Annotated in this window: 17 protein-coding genes; 1 reads left to right on the top strand and 16 read right to left on the bottom strand. The window is 54.2% G+C overall.

Going from position 1 to position 19,636, the window contains the following annotated elements; all coding sequences use genetic code 11:
• Positions 1-53: 53 nt before the first annotated feature.
• Entirely contained in the window at positions 54-470 is a 417-nt protein-coding gene (ibpA, locus tag HA51_RS05460; RefSeq protein WP_034830093.1) for a small heat shock chaperone IbpA, read from the bottom strand.
• 284 nt (positions 471-754) lie between these two features.
• Between ibpA and HA51_RS05455 the strand changes: the two genes are divergently transcribed.
• Positions 755-1,102: a YceK/YidQ family lipoprotein gene (locus HA51_RS05455; protein ID WP_084933305.1), complete on the top strand. Its 348-nt coding sequence runs from the start codon at positions 755-757 to the stop codon at positions 1,100-1,102.
• Here the strand turns inward: HA51_RS05455 and HA51_RS05450 are convergent.
• From HA51_RS05450 to dnaA, 15 genes are all read right to left on the bottom strand, one after another.
• A complete protein-coding gene (locus tag HA51_RS05450; protein WP_084932878.1) occupies positions 1,080-2,342 on the bottom strand; it encodes a YidR family protein in 1,263 nt (420 codons plus the stop codon). The two genes, HA51_RS05455 and HA51_RS05450, sit on opposite strands and share 23 nt — an antisense overlap.
• A 504-nt stretch (positions 2,343-2,846) precedes the next feature.
• Positions 2,847-4,139 carry an MFS transporter gene (locus tag HA51_RS05440; protein ID WP_084932875.1) on the bottom strand — a complete coding sequence of 431 codons (1,293 nt, stop codon included), beginning with the start codon at positions 4,137-4,139 and terminating at the stop codon, positions 2,847-2,849.
• Positions 4,140-4,435: 296 nt separating this feature from the next.
• Positions 4,436-5,584 carry a galactonate dehydratase gene (gene dgoD, locus HA51_RS05435; protein ID WP_084932873.1) on the bottom strand — a complete coding sequence of 383 codons (1,149 nt, stop codon included), beginning with the start codon at positions 5,582-5,584 and terminating at the stop codon, positions 4,436-4,438.
• Positions 5,581-6,198, bottom strand: a complete 618-nt coding sequence (locus HA51_RS05430) for a 2-dehydro-3-deoxy-6-phosphogalactonate aldolase (protein ID WP_084932870.1) — start codon at positions 6,196-6,198, stop codon at positions 5,581-5,583. The genes dgoD and HA51_RS05430 overlap by 4 nt, the downstream gene beginning before the upstream one ends.
• Entirely contained in the window at positions 6,182-7,057 is an 876-nt protein-coding gene (locus HA51_RS05425; protein ID WP_084932868.1) for a 2-dehydro-3-deoxygalactonokinase, read from the bottom strand. The genes HA51_RS05430 and HA51_RS05425 overlap by 17 nt, the downstream gene beginning before the upstream one ends.
• Complete coding sequence (locus tag HA51_RS05420) at positions 7,054-7,752, bottom strand: FadR/GntR family transcriptional regulator (protein ID WP_084932865.1); 699 nt, start codon at positions 7,750-7,752, stop codon at positions 7,054-7,056. The genes HA51_RS05425 and HA51_RS05420 overlap by 4 nt, the downstream gene beginning before the upstream one ends.
• Before the next feature lie 325 nt (positions 7,753-8,077).
• Positions 8,078-8,887, bottom strand: a complete 810-nt coding sequence (gene yidA, locus HA51_RS05415) for a sugar-phosphatase (protein ID WP_084932862.1) — start codon at positions 8,885-8,887, stop codon at positions 8,078-8,080.
• An 88-nt stretch (positions 8,888-8,975) separates the two neighbouring features.
• Positions 8,976-10,265, bottom strand: coding sequence for an MFS transporter (locus tag HA51_RS05410; RefSeq protein ID WP_084932859.1), 1,290 nt, complete (start codon positions 10,263-10,265; stop codon positions 8,976-8,978).
• The gene (locus tag HA51_RS05405) at positions 10,262-10,756 is read right to left on the bottom strand and encodes a NanQ anomerase/TabA/YiaL family protein (protein ID WP_084932856.1); all 495 of its coding nucleotides are present in this window, start codon (positions 10,754-10,756) and stop codon (positions 10,262-10,264) included. Before HA51_RS05405 ends, HA51_RS05410 begins: the two co-directional genes overlap by 4 nt.
• A gap of 73 nt (positions 10,757-10,829) precedes the next feature.
• Positions 10,830-11,753 (bottom strand): dihydrodipicolinate synthase family protein, encoded by a 924-nt coding sequence (locus HA51_RS05400; RefSeq protein WP_084933302.1) that lies wholly within the window; start codon positions 11,751-11,753, stop codon positions 10,830-10,832.
• A 44-nt stretch (positions 11,754-11,797) separates the two neighbouring features.
• A complete protein-coding gene (locus HA51_RS05395) occupies positions 11,798-12,994 on the bottom strand; it encodes a PfkB family carbohydrate kinase (RefSeq protein WP_084932853.1) in 1,197 nt (398 codons plus the stop codon).
• A 195-nt stretch (positions 12,995-13,189) separates the two neighbouring features.
• Positions 13,190-15,598 carry a DNA topoisomerase (ATP-hydrolyzing) subunit B gene (gene gyrB, locus HA51_RS05390; protein ID WP_084932850.1) on the bottom strand — a complete coding sequence of 803 codons (2,409 nt, stop codon included), beginning with the start codon at positions 15,596-15,598 and terminating at the stop codon, positions 13,190-13,192.
• 17 nt (positions 15,599-15,615) lie between these two features.
• A complete protein-coding gene (gene recF, locus HA51_RS05385; protein ID WP_084932848.1) occupies positions 15,616-16,701 on the bottom strand; it encodes a DNA replication/repair protein RecF in 1,086 nt (361 codons plus the stop codon).
• Between the two features lie 85 nt (positions 16,702-16,786).
• Complete coding sequence (gene dnaN, locus HA51_RS05380) at positions 16,787-17,887, bottom strand: DNA polymerase III subunit beta (protein WP_084932845.1); 1,101 nt, start codon at positions 17,885-17,887, stop codon at positions 16,787-16,789.
• Positions 17,888-17,892: 5 nt separating this feature from the next.
• The gene (gene dnaA / locus HA51_RS05375) at positions 17,893-19,293 is read right to left on the bottom strand and encodes a chromosomal replication initiator protein DnaA (RefSeq protein ID WP_084932842.1); all 1,401 of its coding nucleotides are present in this window, start codon (positions 19,291-19,293) and stop codon (positions 17,893-17,895) included.
• Positions 19,294-19,636: the final 343 nt, after the last annotated feature.

Here is a 19,636-nt window from a genome sequence, read left to right as displayed (position 1 = left end):
CAGAAACAAAAACGCCGCATTTCTGCGGCGTTTCACTTCTCGACACAACATCCTTAGTTAAGGATTTCAATCCGGCGCGGTTTTGCCTCTTCAGGAACGATACGTTCCAGATCGATGCTCAGCAGGCCCAGTTCGAGACGCGCATCGCGCACCACGATGTGGTCGGCCAGCTGGAATTTGCGCTCAAAATTACGCTCGGCGATACCCTGATAAAGGTATTTGCGCTCCGGTTGCTCTTCAGGATGCGCGCCGCGAATAATCAGTACATTGTCGTGTGAAGTGATATCTAACTCGCTCTGGGCAAAGCCTGCAACGGCAATGGTGATGCGATAGTGGTTTTCATCCACCAGCTCGACATTGTAAGGAGGATAGCCACCATTGGCCTGGTTCTGATTGGACTCAAGCAGGCTGAACAGACGGTCGAAACCAATAGCAGAACGATAAAGCGGAGTGAGATCAAAGTTACGCATAAAAAGACTCCTGAAAATCAGCAAGTTTTGGCAACCTTCCACCATGGACAGGTTGTGCGGCCCACTGCTGTCCCTGTCGGCGACAGCAACGTGACCGTTCCTTAAAAATGGGTGCGAGAACCACGCTTTCAAGGCCAATACGTATTTTTTTGCAGCAATTTTGACGAAATAGCATACACTCAGGAATTCTTCGCCTGTATAGCAAGACATCGCCACAGAGCAATGCTGCATGCAAGAGACACACTCCAGCCAGATATCATGTCATGGCTGTAGGGATGATGATGATGAAAATGATGAAAGGCTTTCCGCTGACAGGTCTTCTGGTTTGCGGTGTTTTGACTACTTCGGGTTGCTCCAGCGTCATGACTCACACCGGCGCCAGCCAAGGCTATTACCCCGGCACACGTGCCAGCGCAGATCTCATTGCCGATGATAATACCAGCTGGGCGATCAAGCCGCTGGCGGCGATCGACCTGCCCTTCTCCGCAGTACTGGACACCATTTTGTTGCCGTGGGACTACTTCCGCTCTGACAGTCATTCGGCGCATGACCGTGTTCTGCAGAGCGAAAAGATGGCCGGCACTGAGGCCAGCCTCGCCACCGCAGCGTCTATGCCGCCGGTATCGCACTGACGCAAAACAGCTGACGCCAGCCGTCTACATCACGCATATACGCGATCTGCTTACCGTCTGGCGACCACACCACCGCATCACCGGATGGCGGAAGTTCGCTGCGATCGGTTAAACGCGTACAGTGCCCGGTGGCCACATCACAACGCATCACGCTGTTATCACAAATGAAGGTGATGGCTTCACCGCTTGGCTGCCAGCTCAAGGCCGACTGAATACTGCTGCTGAGCTGGGTAATCTGACGCGGTACGCCGCCGTTTGGCGAAACGCTCCACAGCTGCACGACACCCTGATCGTCGGCCAGCAGAAAAGCGATGGCGCTGCCGTCTGGTGCGGCGCGCAGCCAATGTCGTGGCTGCAAAGCCAACCCTTTGCTGTGCGTGACGCGACGCTGCTTCACACCGGCCGGCGGCGCAGGCAATTTATCCGCTGTGCCCTGTAGCGGTGATGCGCCCGCTTTCGCGTAATCACCAGTTGCCTCTGGCAGATCCACCACAAACACTTCGGGGACTTTGTCACCGTTCGCGGCGCGCGTATCGCCAATAAAGGCCAGCGCCCAACGCTGCCAGCTGCCATCCGGTTTCTGATAACCACGATCGCCAATCCAGCACTCCTCGTAGGCACGGTCAATCTGATCGCTGCCCGGCTGTGGATCGCGCGTGGTCTGACTCACCAGCACACAGTAATGGCTGCCATCATATTCACGCGGATGCTGCTTAGGCGGGCACACCGGATGCAGCGGTACGGCCACACCCACGTTGCGAAGATCGTCATGCACATCTTTCTCATGCATCACATGATCATTATAGGTAAAGCTGAGGCGCGATCCGTCGGGGCTGAAGACGTGAACATGTGAACCGCCGCGTAAAGCACCCGCCGTGTAGGGCGCGGTGATGTCACAGGCGTCGAGATTCTCGGCATGGCTCTGCTGCACGATCACGCCACGGCGATGATGAAAATCGTAGTGCCAGTGCGCATCGGGATGTTCGGGGCCATGAATACACACATAGCGCGGCGGCAGGTCTGGACTCACGGTGACAACACCAACGTGCGCGCCATCGCGAGCCTGATACAGCACTTCGACCACACCGCTTGCCACGTTGACGCGCTCGATGGTTAAGCTGGTAAAAGAAGCCCCCGACGGGCGAACATCAAACGCCAGCCACTGGCTGTCGGCGGTCCAGACGTTGATATTGGTGAGTTGATGGTGACGCTGTGCAAAAGTGAGTTGTTTTTCTGACATGAGGCAACCTTACATCCAACAGTTGCCGAACAAATTACGCGATTTTGAGAGGGGGTGCAGCAAGTTTGCCATTCACAATGGCCGCCATAAATGGCGTAATGCTTGTCAGTTAAGGGGCTCTTCAGGTGAGGCTGTCATTTTCTTAAAATGGCGCCCTTTATAGCAGTAAAAATGCTACCTCCTGAAACATCTCGCCCTTTCCAAAAGCGTAAACAGATGTCAGCAAGCAGGCTGGTGCCGCTCTGGGGCTGGCATTTCGCAGCGCTGAACAGAATGAGGAAGCCAGGAGAGCCAGCATGGATGCTGGCGAAAGGTGCAGCCGGGACAGGGAAAGTCCCGTCTGCGCCGGTCCGTCAGGCGGACGAGTGAAGTGAAGGTACCGCGTCAGCGGCGCGAGGGCAGCCAGCCCCAGAGCGGCACCAGACTGCGTTATCACCTAATGCTTAACTGACAAGCATTACGCCATAAATGGCGACCCTGCAAATAACCCATGTGGTTTGGCAATCACCCCACGCGTTTTACATCCCCGACCAATAGGATATACGACAGCGCACCGACCAACGCCACGGCAGAGATATACACCAGAGCCGGGGCAAAGCCATAATCCTGCGCCAGATAGCCCACCACCAGCGGCACAGTAATACCGCCCAAACCTCCGATAAAGTTGAACATCCCACCGGTCAATCCAATCAAACGCACCGGTGCCAGTGAGGAAACCAGCGACCAGGTGATGGAGGCAAAACCGTTGCCGAAGAATGCGATGGCCATCAGCGTCATAATCCATACCGGATCGTTGGTGTAGTTGGCCCCCATGATGCAGGTAGAGATCAGCAATCCGCAGATAATTGGCGTTTTACGCGCAAAACCAAGGGAACGCCCGCTGCGCACCAGACGATCGGCCACGATGCCAGAAAGAATCACGCCAAAGAAGGCGGCCAGGAACGGCACGGTCGTCATAAAACCGGCCGTGAGCGCAGAGATGTGTTTTTCCTGTGTCAGGTAGTTCGGGAACCAGGTCAGGAAGAACCACAGCGTGGAGGTAACCGCGAATTGCCCAAGGTATACGCCGCACAGCTTGCGATGGAACACCAGTTTCCAGTCCGCAGCAGTGAGTTTGGTGCGCGTTTTTTTCGCCGACGGCGCATCGCCGTCGACCATCGCTCCACCTTCACGGATATAGTCCAGTTCCGCCTGGTTGATGCCTTTGCTCTGGCTTGGCGCCTGATAGAACTTGATCCACACCAGCGACCAGATGATGCCGATAGCGCCTGTGATGATGAACACCCAGTGCCAGCTCAGCAGTTCCTGAATCCAGATCAGCAACGGCGTGAGAAAAGCGAGGCCGACAAACTGACCGGAGGTGTAAAAGCCGACGGCGGAGGCGCGCTCCTGCTCGGGGAACCAGCTGGTGACCAAGCGATTGTTGGTCGGGAACGCGGGCGCTTCAAAGATGCCGGTGATGGCACGCAAACCAATCAGCGATAATAGTCCGCTGGCAAAACCCTGGAATAAGGTGGCAACTGACCAACCGAAGATGGCAATAAAATAGGTCAGGCGGGAACCGACGCGATCGAGGAACCAGCCACCGGGGATCTGACACAGGGTATATAACCAGGCAAAGGCAGAGAAGACGTATCCCATCTCAGCTTTGCTGATACCGAACTCTTCCTGAATATGGGCAGAGGCCACCGCTAAATTAGCGCGGTCGACATAGCAAATCACCACCGTAATAAAGATCATCAACAGCGTAATATAACGACGCCGTGTCGGTTTGGCCTGAACAGCAGAGAGATCCATGGTGTTTCTCCGTAATCGTGTTTGTAGTTCAGGCGTGACGAAGCACGCCGCTACAAATGCAGGGCAAGGATATTGAAGGTAAAACCGCACAGGCGGTAAATGTCATCTGCCGGGATAAGGCTGAGCGAGGCCCTATGCCTTATTTCACCGGCATATCTTTATCTAAAAGATTTTATAAATTCTTAAACCCTAAATAATTCGACGTGCAGACAGGCGGCAAGGGAATATATTCCCCAGAGCTTGCTCAAGGTGAATGAGCGCAGCCAGCGCATCTACAGATTGAAGTATGACGGGTATTACCACTCTGCAACCGATCCATCTGGGAAGCGCCACAATGGATTGCGCCAGTCCGGTGCATTTTTACTTCTTTCAATCACCAGCTCTTCGTTAATTTCCACGCCGAGGCCCGGTTTATTCAGCGGATAGAAGTGACCATCATCCATTTTGAAATCATCTTTATTGATGACGTAATCCAGCAGTTCAGCACCCTGATTATAGTGAATGCCCATACTCTGCTCCTGGAACACCGCGTTGCGTGACACGAAATCGACGTGCAGGCAGGCAGCGAGTGCGATTGGGCCGAGCGGACAGTGCGGTGCCAGCGCCACATCATAGGACTCCGCCATCGCGGCAATTTTATAGCATTCGGTGATACCGCCCGCATGCGACAGATCCGGTTGCAGAATCGCCAAGCCGCCCGCTTCCAGCACGCGCTTGAACTCGAAGCGCGAGAACATGCGTTCGCCTGCAGCAATCGGAATATGGGTTTGCGCCGCCAGACGCGGATAGTATTCCGCCTGCTCCGCCAGCACCGGCTCTTCTATAAACAACGGGCGATACGGCTCCAGCTCTTTAATCAGCACTTTCGCCATTGGCGCACTGACGCGGCCGTGGAAATCGAGGCCGAACTCAATCTCTTTGCCAAAGGCTTCGCGAATCTGTGCCACGGTGTTCACGGCAGCATCCACTTTGCGCGCATTATCGATAATGCCCATCTCTTCGCAGCCATTCAGCTTAAAGGTGTCGAAGCCTATCTTGCGCAGTTTCTTGATGCCATCAACAACTTCTTCCGGGCGATCGCCCCCCACCCAACTGTAAGCCTTGATGCTGTCACGCACCAGACCACCCAGCAGTTGATACACCGGCACACCCAGCGCTTTGCCTTTGATATCCCACAAAGCCTGATCGATACCGGCAATAGCGCTCATCAGAATCGGACCGCCGCGATAAAATCCACCGCGATACATCACCTGCCACAAGTCGTTGATGCGTGCCGGGTCCTGACCAATCAGATATTCCGACAGCTCATGCACGGCCGCTTCGACGCTGCGTGCGCGCCCTTCAATCACCGGCTCGCCCCAGCCGACAATGCCTTCGTCAGTTTCGATTTTCAGGAACATCCAGCGCGGCGGCAGGCGATAGGTGGTCAGTTTGGTAATTTTCATCGTACAGCGTCCTTATAAGCAGCAATAAATGCGCGAGCTTTCTCCACAGTGCGCGACAGCGGCTGGCCAGCGCGATAAAGATCGCTGCCCAAACCTGCGCCAATGCAGCCTGCGGCCATAAATTCATGCAAGTTTTCCGGCGTCACGCCGCCCACCGCAAACACTGGCACTTCCGGCGGCAGCACCGCTTTCAACGCCTTGATGTAGCCCGGTCCAAACGCCGACGATGGGAAGATTTTCAGCGCCTGGGCGCCCGCCTGCAGTGCGGTGAAGGCTTCAGTGGCGGTGGCGCAACCCGCAGCAACAATCATCCCTTTCGCCACGGCCTGACGGATTACTGCCGCATCGGTATTCGGCGTTACCACCAGCTTGCTGTTGAGCGTGGCCAGCTCATCGACCTGCGCCGGATTCAGCACCGTGCCCGCACCAATCAGCGCTTTATCGCCGAAAGTCTGCACCATCGCACCAATGCTTTTGGGCCATTCAGGGGAATTCAGCGGGATCTCGATGGCGTCAAAACCCGCTTCGATCAGCGCACCTACGTGTGCTTCGGCTTCGTCTGGCGTGATGCCACGTAAGATGGCGATCAACGGCAATTTAGTTTGCCAGGTCATCTGCAATACTCCTTATTCCATGCTGGAAAGCGCGATCGCCTTCCAATGTGACTGAATCCACACCGATAAATTGCAGCGCCTGCTGATAGCGCTGCGCCAGCGCATTTCCGGCAATAATGTTGACCGGTTGGCTGCGATCTACGTATTGCGTCATCAGCGCCACTTCATGACCAATCAACAGGCCGGATAAAAAATCGCTGATATGGTGGCGATTGCGTGCGCCCAACACATGAGAAGCACGCACTTCGAATAGGCGGGAAAGGATTGATGCATCGTGGCTGCCGACCGCTAAGCCCTCACGGAAAGCGGCGGGATTCTCTTCCTGCTCGGGTAAACCCGCACCAATCAGCGACTGTTTCAGCAACAGATGATGCAGTTCACCCGTCATCACCGTGCGGAAATCCTGTACTCGCTGCTGCTCCACCTGCACCCACTTAGCATGTGTGCCAGGCATTACATACTGCGTTGCAGGTTGCAGCGCTAAGGCACCCAGCAATTGTGTCTCTTCACCACGCATCACGTTGTAGTTATCAGCACGTTCGACGCTCAATCCCGGCACGATCCATGCTTTATCTTCAACGCGGGTCAGGCGGCTGCTGAGTTGGTCCAGCGCCACCGGACAGGCCAAATAAGGCACCGCAAGCCAGCCTGCATTGCTGCCGACCATGCCTGCCATCACTACCGGTACCTCATTCACTGGCCAGCCGTCAGTCACACTGGCAAACACCTCTGCTGGCGTGCGTCCGCCAAGACGCGTGACGCCCGCTTCTGAACGGCGCTCCTCAATACAGTTGCCCTGCTGATAATGCCAGGCACGTAAATTGGTTGAGCCCCAATCAATCGCGATATAGCTGGTCACATAATTTCCTTGAGTCGGGCGGTGGAGCTGGCGATCATTGCTTTTGCCGCCTGTTCCGCCGCATCGCCATCCTGATGACGAATGGCATCGAATAGCGCTTTGTGTTCGGCTAAGGTGCGCGGCATGTTGCCGGAATCAGCCATATAGGTTTTCGCAAACACCGCTTTCTGCAATTGACTGATTGCCACGTTAAGCTGCTGCAATACCGGATTGTGCACCGAGGCCAGTACCGCTTCGTGGTAGCGGATATCTGCCTCATTGAACGCTTCACGATCGAGATGATGAGCAACCATGTCGTTATAAGCCTGTTCAATCGCCGCCAAATCGGTTGAGGTCGCGCGTTCCGCCGACCAGCGTGCAATTTGGGGCTCCACCAGCACGCGCACTTCGCTCATCGCGGCAATCAGCCTTGGGTCTTGATCGTGCGCCAGTGCCCACTGCAATACGTCGCTATCGAGGTAATTCCACTGATTGCGCGGGGTAACAAAGGCGCCACGATAGCGCTTCATCTCCATCAGCCGCTTTGCCATCAGCGAGCGAAACACTTCGCGGATAATGTTGCGAGAGGTGCCAAAGCGCTCACACAACTCCGCTTCGGCGGGCAACGCAGCACCTGGCACATACTTCCCTGCGACAATTTCTTCACCCAGCGTAAGGATGATGCGCTCGGTTTTGCTTAATTGTTCTTGCGTCATGATGTTCCATTCAGTGAAAGACGGTAGCTCACCAGATTACTGCTTTCGACACGTGAAAACTAACCGCCACCTCACGCCATGACGCAGATTGTAGTACTAACAATATAAGTTGTACTACAATCTGGATCACATAATAGACAATTCGTGGGCGCATGAATGCGCACCCGGCAAAATCGAGCCGATTATGGGGTGGTGCATCACTTAGGGTGTATGAATAAACACTCGCGGAAACGGGAACGATCATTCCGTAGTGTTGCTGTTGATGTCGACCAATGGACACAACTCAGAGAGACGGACAGCAGTGCGCTGCCCGCAGAGTAGAGGATTACAGCACTAACTCTTCAATAGCGTGCGCGACACCATCTTCCATATTGGTTTTCGTCACGAACTGCGCAATGCTTTTTACCGAATCAATCGCATTACCCATCGCTACGCCGGTTCCGGCATATTCAATCATCGCCAGATCGTTTTCCTGATCACCAATCGCCATCACTTCCGACTGCTGCAGACCCAGTTTATCGGCCAGCATTTTCACGCCGTAGCCTTTATTGACCAGCGGATTAAGAATTTCCAGGTAATAAGGTGCGCTTTTCAGGATGGTGTAGCTATCACGGGCGCGCGCAGGCAGATCAGCAATCGCCTTATCCAGCAGATGTGGCTTGTCGATCATCATCAGTTTCGGGAAGCGCGTGGCGGGGTCCATCTCTTCCACCGCACGGTAACGCACCGGAATGCCGGTCAAACTGGCTTCGTGAATGGTGTATTCGCTGATGTCTTTGTTTGGCGTGTAGAGGAAGGATTTGTCGAACGCCTGGAAATGCACGCCGAGGTCGCGCGCCAGCTGCTCAATATAAAGATAGTCATCAAAACTGAGCGTCTGTTCGGCCACGACATCACCGTTAACCGCGTTGTGCACCAAAGCCCCGTTGTTGCTGATGCAATACTGGCCGGGCTGCTGCATATCCAGTTCCATCAGATAGCGCTCAATGCCGACCAACGGGCGACCGGTTGCCAGCACAATCGACACACCTTTATCGCGTGCACGACCAATGGCCGATTTTACTGCCGCCGTCACTTCGTGCTGCGGGTTGAGCAGCGTGCCGTCCATATCGATCGCAATCAATTTAATCGCCATAACATCCTCGGTTAAGTCAGAGTTTGTTTAATGCTAGCGCGATTCAGCTCACATTGACCAGTTAATCGACGATAGACGGCACTTCAGGCTATTTTACGGCAAGTGGCTTACGCACAAACAAGCCATAGCTCAACGCGCCGAGCATCAGCAAACCCGCCCCCAGCAAGAATACATTGGTAAATTTGCCGGTGGTATCGAGAATAATACCCGTGACGATCGGTGCCATTGCCGCGCCAAGGAAACCGCCAAAGTTCTGGATCGCGCCCAGAGAGGCGACCTGAGATTTGGGTGCGATATCACTGGCCAGCGTCCAAAGCGCGCCTTGTGGCATCTGCGAGCAGAAGTACCCCATGGCCAGCAACGCAATGGCTAATGGCGTGCTATCCACAAACGGAATTGGTGCCACAAAGCAGGCCGCCAGCGCTGCGCCGGTGACAATCGGCACTTTACGCGCAGTAATCGCACGGACACCGCGGCGCACCAAGCGATCGGACAGCATACCGCCCACCAGCACCCCTAAAATCCCGGCGAAGAAGGGAATGGAGGCGATCCACCCTGTTGCCTTCAGACTGAAGCCCAAGGATTTTTCCAGATAGCCCGGCAGCCAGGTGAGATACACCCAGATTGTAAACATGATGGAGAAGTTGCCGATCACCATAAACCACGTGGTGCTGTGGCGGAACAAGGCACCCCAACTGGACTGCGCTTTCTCATCCGGCGAGGCCACGCTGCGATGGCCCGCATGCAACAGCGCATCTTCACGCGCATTCGGGTCGCGGTAAAACTTCCACCATGCCAGCAGCAAAGGGATCCCCATTAAACCAATCGCAACAAACATGCCGCGCCAGCCCAATGTCAGCAGCAGTACGGTGAGAATCGGTGGCGCAATCGCATTGGCGATTTGCGAACCAGTATTGATGATTGCCGTGGGTAATCCGCGTTCGTTATCACCAAACCAGCGATGGGTGATCTTGATGCCTGAGGTGAAAAAGGGTGATTCGGCAATACCCAACATCATGCGTAAGCCATAGAAGAAGCTGTAGCTATTCACAAACGATGCCAGCACGGTAAAGGTGGACCATAATCCCAGCGCCCATGAAAACATTCTTTTCGGGCCAAACTTATCGACTAACCAGCCAGCAGGGAGGTTCGCCAGCGCATAAGGCCAGAGAAACGCCGACAGTAACATTCCCATTTCGGTTTGCGAGAAGCCAAACTCGGCAGCAATGGTGGTATTGGCGATACTGAGGTTGGCGCGATCAAGGTAGTTAACCACCGCCGCCAACAGTAAAAGCAACACAATGCCCCAACGCAGTTTGCTTACTACCGGGGTTGGCGCGAGGGTCGCATCGGATAACGTATGCGCGGAGGGTTTCATGACGCCTCCTGCGGGGCAGAGAACAAGTCGAGATGGATTTTCATCACCGCTTTGCGAATCCGCTGTACTTCGGGCGCGGCACAACACGGACGATGGACATCGTGCGGGAAAAACAGCGCAAACTGGCCCGGCGTCAGCGTAATCATCGACTCATCAATGGTGTCCTGATAAAACACAACGTCGCGCTCACTGCGCAGATCTTCAGTAATGACGTGCTGCGGATGGGCACGCGCCACGCCAATATTCTCACGCCCTTCCAGTAAATACTGGATATCAACATAGTTAAAATGCGACTCCGCACGGCGTGCGCTTGCCGGCTCAGTCTCCATTTCCTGCACCAGACAGAACATCTGGTTGTTGGGCAATAAATCGTATTTCCCTGCTTCCAGCTGGCTGAAATCAGTATCCGCAATCCAGCGAATAGCCTGGTCAACTATGGGATGAAAAGCGTGGCGCTCGCGCGGCCAGTCCAGTCGATCGCATACAATCATGATGTTTTCCCGTGTCGTTATCGTTAGTGGGTTCAGGTACAGCGGGAGGATAAATATCCTCCCTTCAGAGGATTTATTTGGCTACGCGCGGCTGCCATAACGCGGTGCCATCACGGATTTGATCGAGCAGTACGCTTAGGCCCCAGAATTTTTCCAGCACGTCATCTTTGTTCACGCGGCAGTGCTCGCTAGCAAAAGTCCCGAGGCGCTGGTGATAGATTTTGGCGTTTTTCGGATAGCCGAGGGTCTCGGTCACCGCGCTCAGTGACAGGAACAGAGACAGCTCATGGGCTTTATCCGGCTGCTGTGCACCTTGGTGGTACAGCCAGTGATACAGGCCCGGATGGAAATTGGTGAACACGCCACTGAAACCTTTTGAACCTGCCTGCATCGCCGGCCAGGCAATCGCGGCATTCGCATTGATGATCGCCAGTGGCGTGCCCTCTGCCAGCTTGACGCGACGCTCAACGGTGGGCAGATCACAACTCACATCTTTCAGAACCACGAAACGACCGCTGTTAGCACAGAAGCTGAACTCGTCATCGGTTAACAGACGGCGATAAGGTGCCGGGCACTCATACAGACCCAACGGTAAATCGGCTGGCAATGCCTCCAGCAGATGGTTGATGTGAGCATAAAATGTTTCACTGCCCTGATTCTTCGGATCAAGATGATTGGTTACTAACACCAGCGCATCAATGCCCGTTTTGGCCATGGCTTGCAGCTCGGTAGTCTGTTCGGTCAGGTCGTCGCTAATATGACCAGAGGCGATCACCGGGACACGGCCCTGCACTTTTTCTACTACAAAGCGTGCCAGCTCAACGCGTTCCTCAAGGCTGAGATACTGCATCTCACTCGACTGACACACCGCGAACAGTGCATCGACGCCCTCTTGCAAATACCAGCCGATCAACTTTTCCAGGCCGGGATAATCAATCTGGTTATCCGGGGTAAACGGGGTCAACATGACCGGTACAATGCCTTCAATCTTTTTCATCATCTCTCCTGCCAGCGGAATACCGCTGTGATTCATTATTGGATTTATCGTTGTTGAAGTCGGGTCAGCACCTGCTGACGGTCGGGCATGTTGCTGGCCCCTTCTCGCTCTACTGCCAGCGAAGCAAAGGCCGATGCCCAGGTTGCGGCCTGTAGCAGACTTTGTCCCTGGGCTAATGCCGCAGCCAGCGCGCCATTGAAGGCATCCCCTGCGCCCGTGGTATCAACACTGAGCGCTGGAAAAGCCGGAATGTGGTGGAATTGTTGGTTATCAAACAGCAGCGCGCCGCGCGATCCCATGGTGATGATCACGCGCCTGGCACCCAGTGCGACAATCGCCTGCGCGGCCGCACGCGCACTCGGCAGGTCAAGGATTTCAATCCCCGACAGGCGCGAAGCTTCCGTTTCGTTCGGCGTGAGGACATCAATCATCGCCAAGCAGCTCACCACGTCAGCGGAAAACGGTGCAGGGTTCATGATGACGCGAACGCCTAAGGTGTGCGCGAGACGGATGGCGCTGCGGGTGGCCTCAAAGTTGTTCTCCAGTTGCAGCAACATCACATCCGCATCGGTTAATTCGTGCGTGAGTTCGGCAATCTCTTCATCAGTGACGGTTTTATTGGCACCCGAGTAGATCGCAATCATGTTCTCGCCATTTTCCTGCGAGACATAAATGATGGCGCTGCCAGTGGGTTCGGTGTCTGTTTGGTAAAGACGGAAAGAGTGAATGTCGGATGCAGACAGGTGATCGAACGCGAACTGGCTGAACTGGTCAGTCCCCACCTTGGCCACAAAATGGACGCGAGTGCCGGCACAGCTGGCCGCCATCGCCTGGTTTGCCCCTTTGCCGCCCGGTCCCAGGGTGCTTCCGAGGGCCATCAGCGATTCGCCACTTTGCGGAAAGCGCGCCACTTTCGCCACGATATCAACGTTAAATGCACCAAGGATGCAGACTTTCCCCTGCTTTCCTGACGACTTTCCCGATGCTTTGCGTGACTGAAGGCGCTGCAATAACACTTCAAAATTACCGCTTTCGCTGATCAGTTTTTCCTGCATATTGCGGCGCAACGCAATAGCACCGCCATAGCAGCGCTGCACTAATCCCTGTTGCGCCAATGCGCTGAGATCGGTGCGAATGGTTTCCCGTGTCACACCAAGCTGGCTAGCCAGTCCATTCACCGTGACGCGTTCGTGTTCATCCAGCCACTGCAAAATCTGGCTACGTCGTTCTTCCAAAAACATGCGCTCTCCTCCGCTTCGCACGCAAGCGTAAGGGAGACGGCGATTTATGAAAGTGATACGGATCTCAGCACTCGGGGAAAAACGGAAGCAAACAAAAACTAACGCAGATGTTTTTTAAGGAAAAAGAAGATTGTCAGGCGAATAGCAAAATGCGGGGAATTAAAAACCCTTCCCGGTTGGGAAGGGTTGAACAGATTAGATATCGATGTTGGCCGCTTTCAGCGCGTTCTCTTCAATGAAGGCACGGCGTGGTTCAACCGCATCGCCCATCAGCGTGGTGAACAGCTGGTCAGCCGCGATGGCATCTTTAATGGTGACGCGCAGCATGCGGCGGCTGTCTGGATCCATGGTGGTTTCCCACAGCTGCTCTGGGTTCATTTCGCCCAGACCTTTGTAACGCTGGACTGACAAACCACGACGCGACTCTTTCACCAGCCACTCAATTGCCTGCTCGAAGCTGGTCACTGGCTGACGGCGATCACCACGTTCGATAAACGCATCTTCTTCAATCAGGCCGCGCAGTTGCTCGCCCAGACCACAGATTTTGCGATACTCCGGTCCATCGATGAACTCGTTATCCATTGGATAGTCGGTATCAACACCGTGCGTACGCACACGTAATACCGGTTCGAACACGTTCAGTTCGCTATTGGTGCGCACGTGCGCCATATAGCTGCTGCCGTGCGCTTCACGCTCGGTCAGGTATGCAACTAAACCTTCAATCCAGCCTTTAACCGCGGCTTCATTGCTGAGATCGCTCAGGGTTGGATGATAGATCAGGCCACGCAGCATTGCCGTTGGGAAACGGCGTTCCATACGCTTGATCATGCGCTGGGTGCTGTTGAAATCACCCACCAGATTTTCCAGCGGCTGGCCACCCAGCGCCGGAGCACTGGCGTTGGTGTGCAGCGTTGCACCATCAAGCGCGATAGCGATCTGGTACTGATCCATCGCTTCGTCATCTTTAATGTACTGTTCTTGCTTGCCTTTCTTCACTTTATACAGTGGCGGCTGAGCAATATAAACATGACCACGTTCGACGATTTCCGGCATCTGACGATAGAAGAAGGTCAACAGCAGCGTACGAATGTGCGAACCATCGACGTCAGCATCGGTCATGATGATGATGCTGTGATAACGCAGTTTGTCCGGGTTATATTCGTCGCGTCCGATACCACAACCGAGTGCGGTGATAAGCGTAGCCACTTCCTGAGAAGAGAGCATCTTATCGAAACGCGCTTTCTCAACGTTGAGGATTTTACCTTTCAACGGCAGGATCGCCTGGTTCTTACGGTTACGTCCCTGCTTCGCAGAGCCGCCCGCTGAGTCCCCTTCCACTAAGTAGATTTCAGACAGTGCAGGGTCGCGTTCCTGGCAATCTGCCAGCTTGCCCGGCAGACCAGCCAAATCCAGTGCGCCTTTACGGCGAGTCATTTCACGTGCGCGGCGTGCCGCTTCACGTGCACGCGCAGCATCAATAATTTTGCCAACCACGATTTTCGCGTCTGACGGGTTTTCCAGCAGGTATTCGCTCAGCAGTTCGTTCATCTGCTGCTCAACCGCCGATTTAACCTCAGAGGAGACCAGCTTGTCTTTGGTCTGTGAAGAGAACTTCGGATCCGGCACTTTCACCGAAACCACGGCAATCAGGCCTTCACGCGCATCATCACCGGTGGCGCTAACTTTGGCTTTTTTGCTGTAGCCTTCTTTATCCATGTAAGCATTCAGCGTACGCGTCATTGCCGCACGGAAACCGGCCAGGTGCGTACCGCCATCGCGCTGTGGAATATTGTTGGTGAAGCAGTAAATGTTTTCCTGGAAACCATCGTTCCACTGCAGCGCCACTTCTACGCCGATACCGTCTTTCTCGGTAGAGAAATAGAACACGGTTGGGTGAATCGGGGTTTTGTTCTTGTTGAGATACTCAACAAACGCACGAATCCCCCCTTCGTAGTGATAATGGTCGCTCCTGCCATCACGTTTATCTTCCAGACGAATCGACACGCCCGAGTTCAGGAACGACAGTTCACGCAGGCGTTTTGCCAGGATGTCGTATTCGAATTCGATGACGTTGGTGAAGGTTTCATAGCTCGGCCAGAAGCGGACACGCGTACCGGTGGCTTCGGTATCACCGGATACGGCAAGCGGTGCCTGCGGCACACCGTGCTGGTAAATCTGCTGATGCACTTTACCTTCGCGGCGAATCGTCAGCTCCAGTTTCTGCGACAAGGCGTTAACCACTGAAACACCCACGCCGTGCAGACCACCGGACACTTTATACGAGTTATCGTCGAATTTACCGCCGGCGTGCAGGACGGTCATGATCACTTCCGCCGCAGACACACCCTCTTCCGGGTGAATGCCGGTCGGAATACCACGGCCATCATCTTGAACAGACACAGAATTGTCCGCATGGATGGTCACTACAATGTCACTACAGTGACCCGCGAGCGCTTCGTCGATTGCGTTATCCACGACCTCGAATACCATGTGATGCAGACCGGTGCCGTCATCCGTATCGCCGATGTACATGCCCGGGCGTTTGCGTACCGCATCAAGCCCTTTAAGAACTTTGATACTTGAGGAGTCATAAGAATTCGACATCAACGTTTCTCGCTCATTTAATCTTCAGGTTGAACCGCTATTTTACCCTGTTCCACGCGGAACATCTTGCCCTTTTCGTCACTCATGTCGATTACATGTTCGACACCAATGGCACTGACAAACACCTGAGCCTGCGTGGCTTTCAGGCGCTCGGCAAGCAGCCGACGACGTGAATCGTCCAGCTCCGAAGCAAAGTCATCAATCAGGTACAAACAGCGACGTCCGCTGCTGCGCGTCAGATATTCGCCCTGCGCTAAACGCAGTGCACACATCAGCAGCTTTAATTGACCGCGTGAGAGTAAATCTTCCACCGGCGTGCCTTCTGCACGAATGCGAAAATCGGCTTTGTGCGGGCCGCTGGCGGTATAGGTGAGCGCGCGATCGCGCTCGAAATTGCGTTCCAGCAGTTCGGCAAAGTCGCTCTCTTTATCCCAACCACGTTGGAACGAAAACGACAGCTCAAACTCTGGTAAAAATTGACCACAGGTGGCGATAATCTCTTTCGAGATCGCCGCACTGTACTCGGCGCGCCATTGGCTAATTTGTTCGGCCAAAGGCACTAATTCTTGATCCCATGGGCGGATCTGGCTGTAGCGCGAAACTTGTCGCAATGCAGCATTGCGCTGTTTCATCAAGCGTCGCAAATTGTTCCAGGCATTGAAAAAACCTGGCGCAGAGTGGAAACAGCCCCAATCAACATAGGCCCTACGGTATTTGGGGCCGCCGTTGAGCAAAGTAAACCCCTCGGGGGTAATCAACTGCATCGGCAACAGCTGCGCTAATTCCGCGACTTTATGGCCATCACTGCCGTCGATGCGTACTTTACTGTCGCCTGCACGGTTTTTGGTGAGCCCCACGGCCAATTCGCGCTCGCTGCCTTCAATACGGCCGTGCAGGACAAATGCATCCTGATCGTGGCGGATCACGCGCCCGGCCTGCAAACTGCGAAACGCACGACCATGTCCGAGGGTGTAAATCGCCTCGAGCACACTGGTTTTACCGCTGCCGTTAGCACCCACCAGGAAATTAAAGCCCGGTGCCAACGTGAGATCGGCCTGCTCAATATTACGGAAATCTTTAATCAGGAGGCGGGTTAAAGCCATGACGTGTTCCGGGGATCAACGTAGGGGAGCCATTAATGGCTCCCGAAGTGGTGCAAAAATCAGCCAGGTCGCATAAATGCCGACCCTACAATCTCATAGGCATAACGACGTAGGCCGCTGCTGGGCTGGCGACATCTTCAATTTGCACACTGGAAACCGAATCGGTCAGCAGCAAACGCACGTTCTCGCACTTCAGCGCATTGAGCACATCCAGCACGTAACTGACGTTGAAACCAATCTCCAGCTCGGTGCCGCTGTACGATACATCCAGCATCTCTTCCGCTTCTTCCTGTTCAGGGTTATTAGCAGTGATCTTGAGCTGATTTTCGGTGATATAGATGCGAACACCGCGGAACTTCTCATTAGAGAGGATCGCTGCACGGGCAAACGCCTGCTTCAGCAAATCGCAACCAGCTTCCAACGCTTTGTCTGGGTTTTTCGGCAATACGCGACGATAATCCGGGAAACGGCCATCAACCAGCTTAGACGTGAAGATAAAGTCACCGACGTGCGCGCGAATGTTGCTGCTGCCAATTTGCACTTGCAACGGGGTTTCGCCACCATCTAGCAGACGTACCAGCTCAATCACACCTTTACGTGGCACGATCACCGAATGGTTAGGCAGTGCTTGACCAATCGGCATAGAACACACGGCCAGGCGGTGCCCATCGGTGGCGACGGTACGCAATTCTTCACCTTCGGTCTCAAACAGCATGCCGTTAAGGTAATAACGCACATCCTGATGTGCCATGGAGAACTGAGTCGCTTCGATCAGACGTTTCAGCGTGGCCTGCGGCAAGGTGAATTCGACCTCGCTCTGCCAGTCATCCAGATTCGGGAAGTCAGTGGCGGGCAGCGTCGATAATGAAAAACGACTGCGGCCAGAACGCACCAGCATTCTGTCACCTTCCAGCGTCAGGCTGATTTCAGCGCCTTCCGGAAGGCCGCGGCAAATATCCAGGAATTTGCGGGCAGGAACGGTTGTCGCACCGGGCTCATGCGGCTGCGTCAATGCAACGCGCGCCACCATCTCCATTTCCAAGTCGGTGCCCGTCAGCCTCAGCGAACCTTCACTGACCTGCAGCAGTAAATTTCCTAGGATGGGTAAAGTGGGTCGTCCGCCAAGCGGGCCACTCACCTGTTGCAGTGGTTTCAGCAACTGCTCACGTTCTACAATAAATTTCATATGCGTCAGGAAGATAAGGTTCGAATGAGGTTAGAAAAATCTTCTTTGATGTCGTGGCTCTCTTCGCGCAACTGCTCGATTTTACGGCAGGCGTGGAGCACGGTGGTATGGTCGCGGCCACCAAACGCATCACCAATTTCAGGCAGACTATGGTTGGTTAGCTCTTTTGCCATTGCCATCGCCATCTGACGCGGACGTGCCACTGAGCGCGAACGACGCTTCGACAGCAAATCCGCCACTTTAATCTTGTAGTACTCGGCCACCGTTTTCTGAATATTGTCGATAGTGACGAGCTTTTCCTGTAACGCCAGCAGATCGCGCAGCGCTTCACGGACGAAATCAATGGTAATGGCGCGGCCAGTAAAATTGGCATTGGCGATAACGCGGTTCAGCGCCCCTTCCAACTCACGCACATTAGAACGCAGACGCTTAGCAATAAAGAAGGCGACTTCACCTGGCAGACGAATATCATTTTCGTCGGCTTTCTTCATTAGGATCGCCACGCGCGTTTCCAGCTCAGGCGGCTCGATCGCGACAGTTAAGCCCCAGCCAAAGCGGGACTTCAGGCGATCTTCCACGCCGTTGATCTCTTTCGGGTAGCGATCCGAGGTCAGAATGATCTGTTGGTTGCCTTCCAGCAGCGCATTAAAGGTATGGAAAAACTCCTCCTGCGAGCGCTCTTTATTGGCAAAGAATTGAATGTCATCGATTAACAGCGCATCGACGGAGCGGTAGTAACGCTTAAACTCTTCAATGGCATTGTTTTGCAGCGCTTTTACCATGTCCTGCACAAAGCGCTCGGAGTGCATGTAAACCACTTTGGCATTCGGCTTGCGCGCAATAATGCCATTACCCACCGCGTGCAATAGGTGAGTTTTACCCAAACCTGTGCCGCCATAAAGGAAGAGTGGGTTATAAGCGCCGCCGGGATTATCCGCCACCTGACGTGCCGCCGCGCGTGCCAACTGGTTAGATTTACCTTCAACAAAGTTGTCGAAGTTATGGCGGTTATTCACATTGGAACGGTAAGTCACGTCTGCGGGTGCTGGCACCGAATCCCAACTTGGACGCAGAATTTGCGCCGGAGCAGGACGATTTTCAACCGGTGCAGGCGTGCTGTAGCTCGCCATTACAGGCTGAGTGGTTGCCATTTGCGCAGCCGGGCGCGTGCCCACTTCAAAACGCAGCAAAGGCACATTCGGACCGCAGAATTCATTCAGCAGCCCATTGATACTATTGAGATATTTATCCCGAACCCAGTCGAGTACAAACCGATTTGGTGCATACAAGGTCAGCGTATTGTCGTTTAATTCAGCCTGCAGCGGACGAATCCACATGCTGAATTCGGTGGCAGGAAGCTCATCCTGCAAACGGGCAAGACACTGTTGCCAAAGCGTAAGTGACACGGCGGACTCCACTCGTACAAAATCGATAAGAATTTCAGGCGCTAAAATATTAGAAACTGTCTTTTTTGACACAGGCGGTCAGAAAGCGCCTGCGACCGCTATGCGCGGTAGTCATCCCCGGCGATCGCAGTTGAGGATCGTCAGCGGAAGGGCGGATCATAGCGCAAAGCGGCACAGAGATCTTCCCTTTCTACACAGTTTTGATCCAATTTATCCACAGGCTACTGAAGCGCTAATGAGTTTACGCTTTCTGCGGAAAAAGCGAGCGGTGATCTCGCTGAAAGCTGCAATTTTTCTGGTCGCCTCTCGTTTCCGCGCAATAAATCTGCAAATTGATCGCAAG

The sequence above is a fragment of the Pantoea rwandensis genome, assembly GCF_002095475.1.
Classification (GTDB): Bacteria; Pseudomonadota; Gammaproteobacteria; order Enterobacterales; family Enterobacteriaceae; genus Pantoea; species Pantoea rwandensis.
This window is presented reverse-complemented; position numbering and strand designations above follow the sequence as displayed.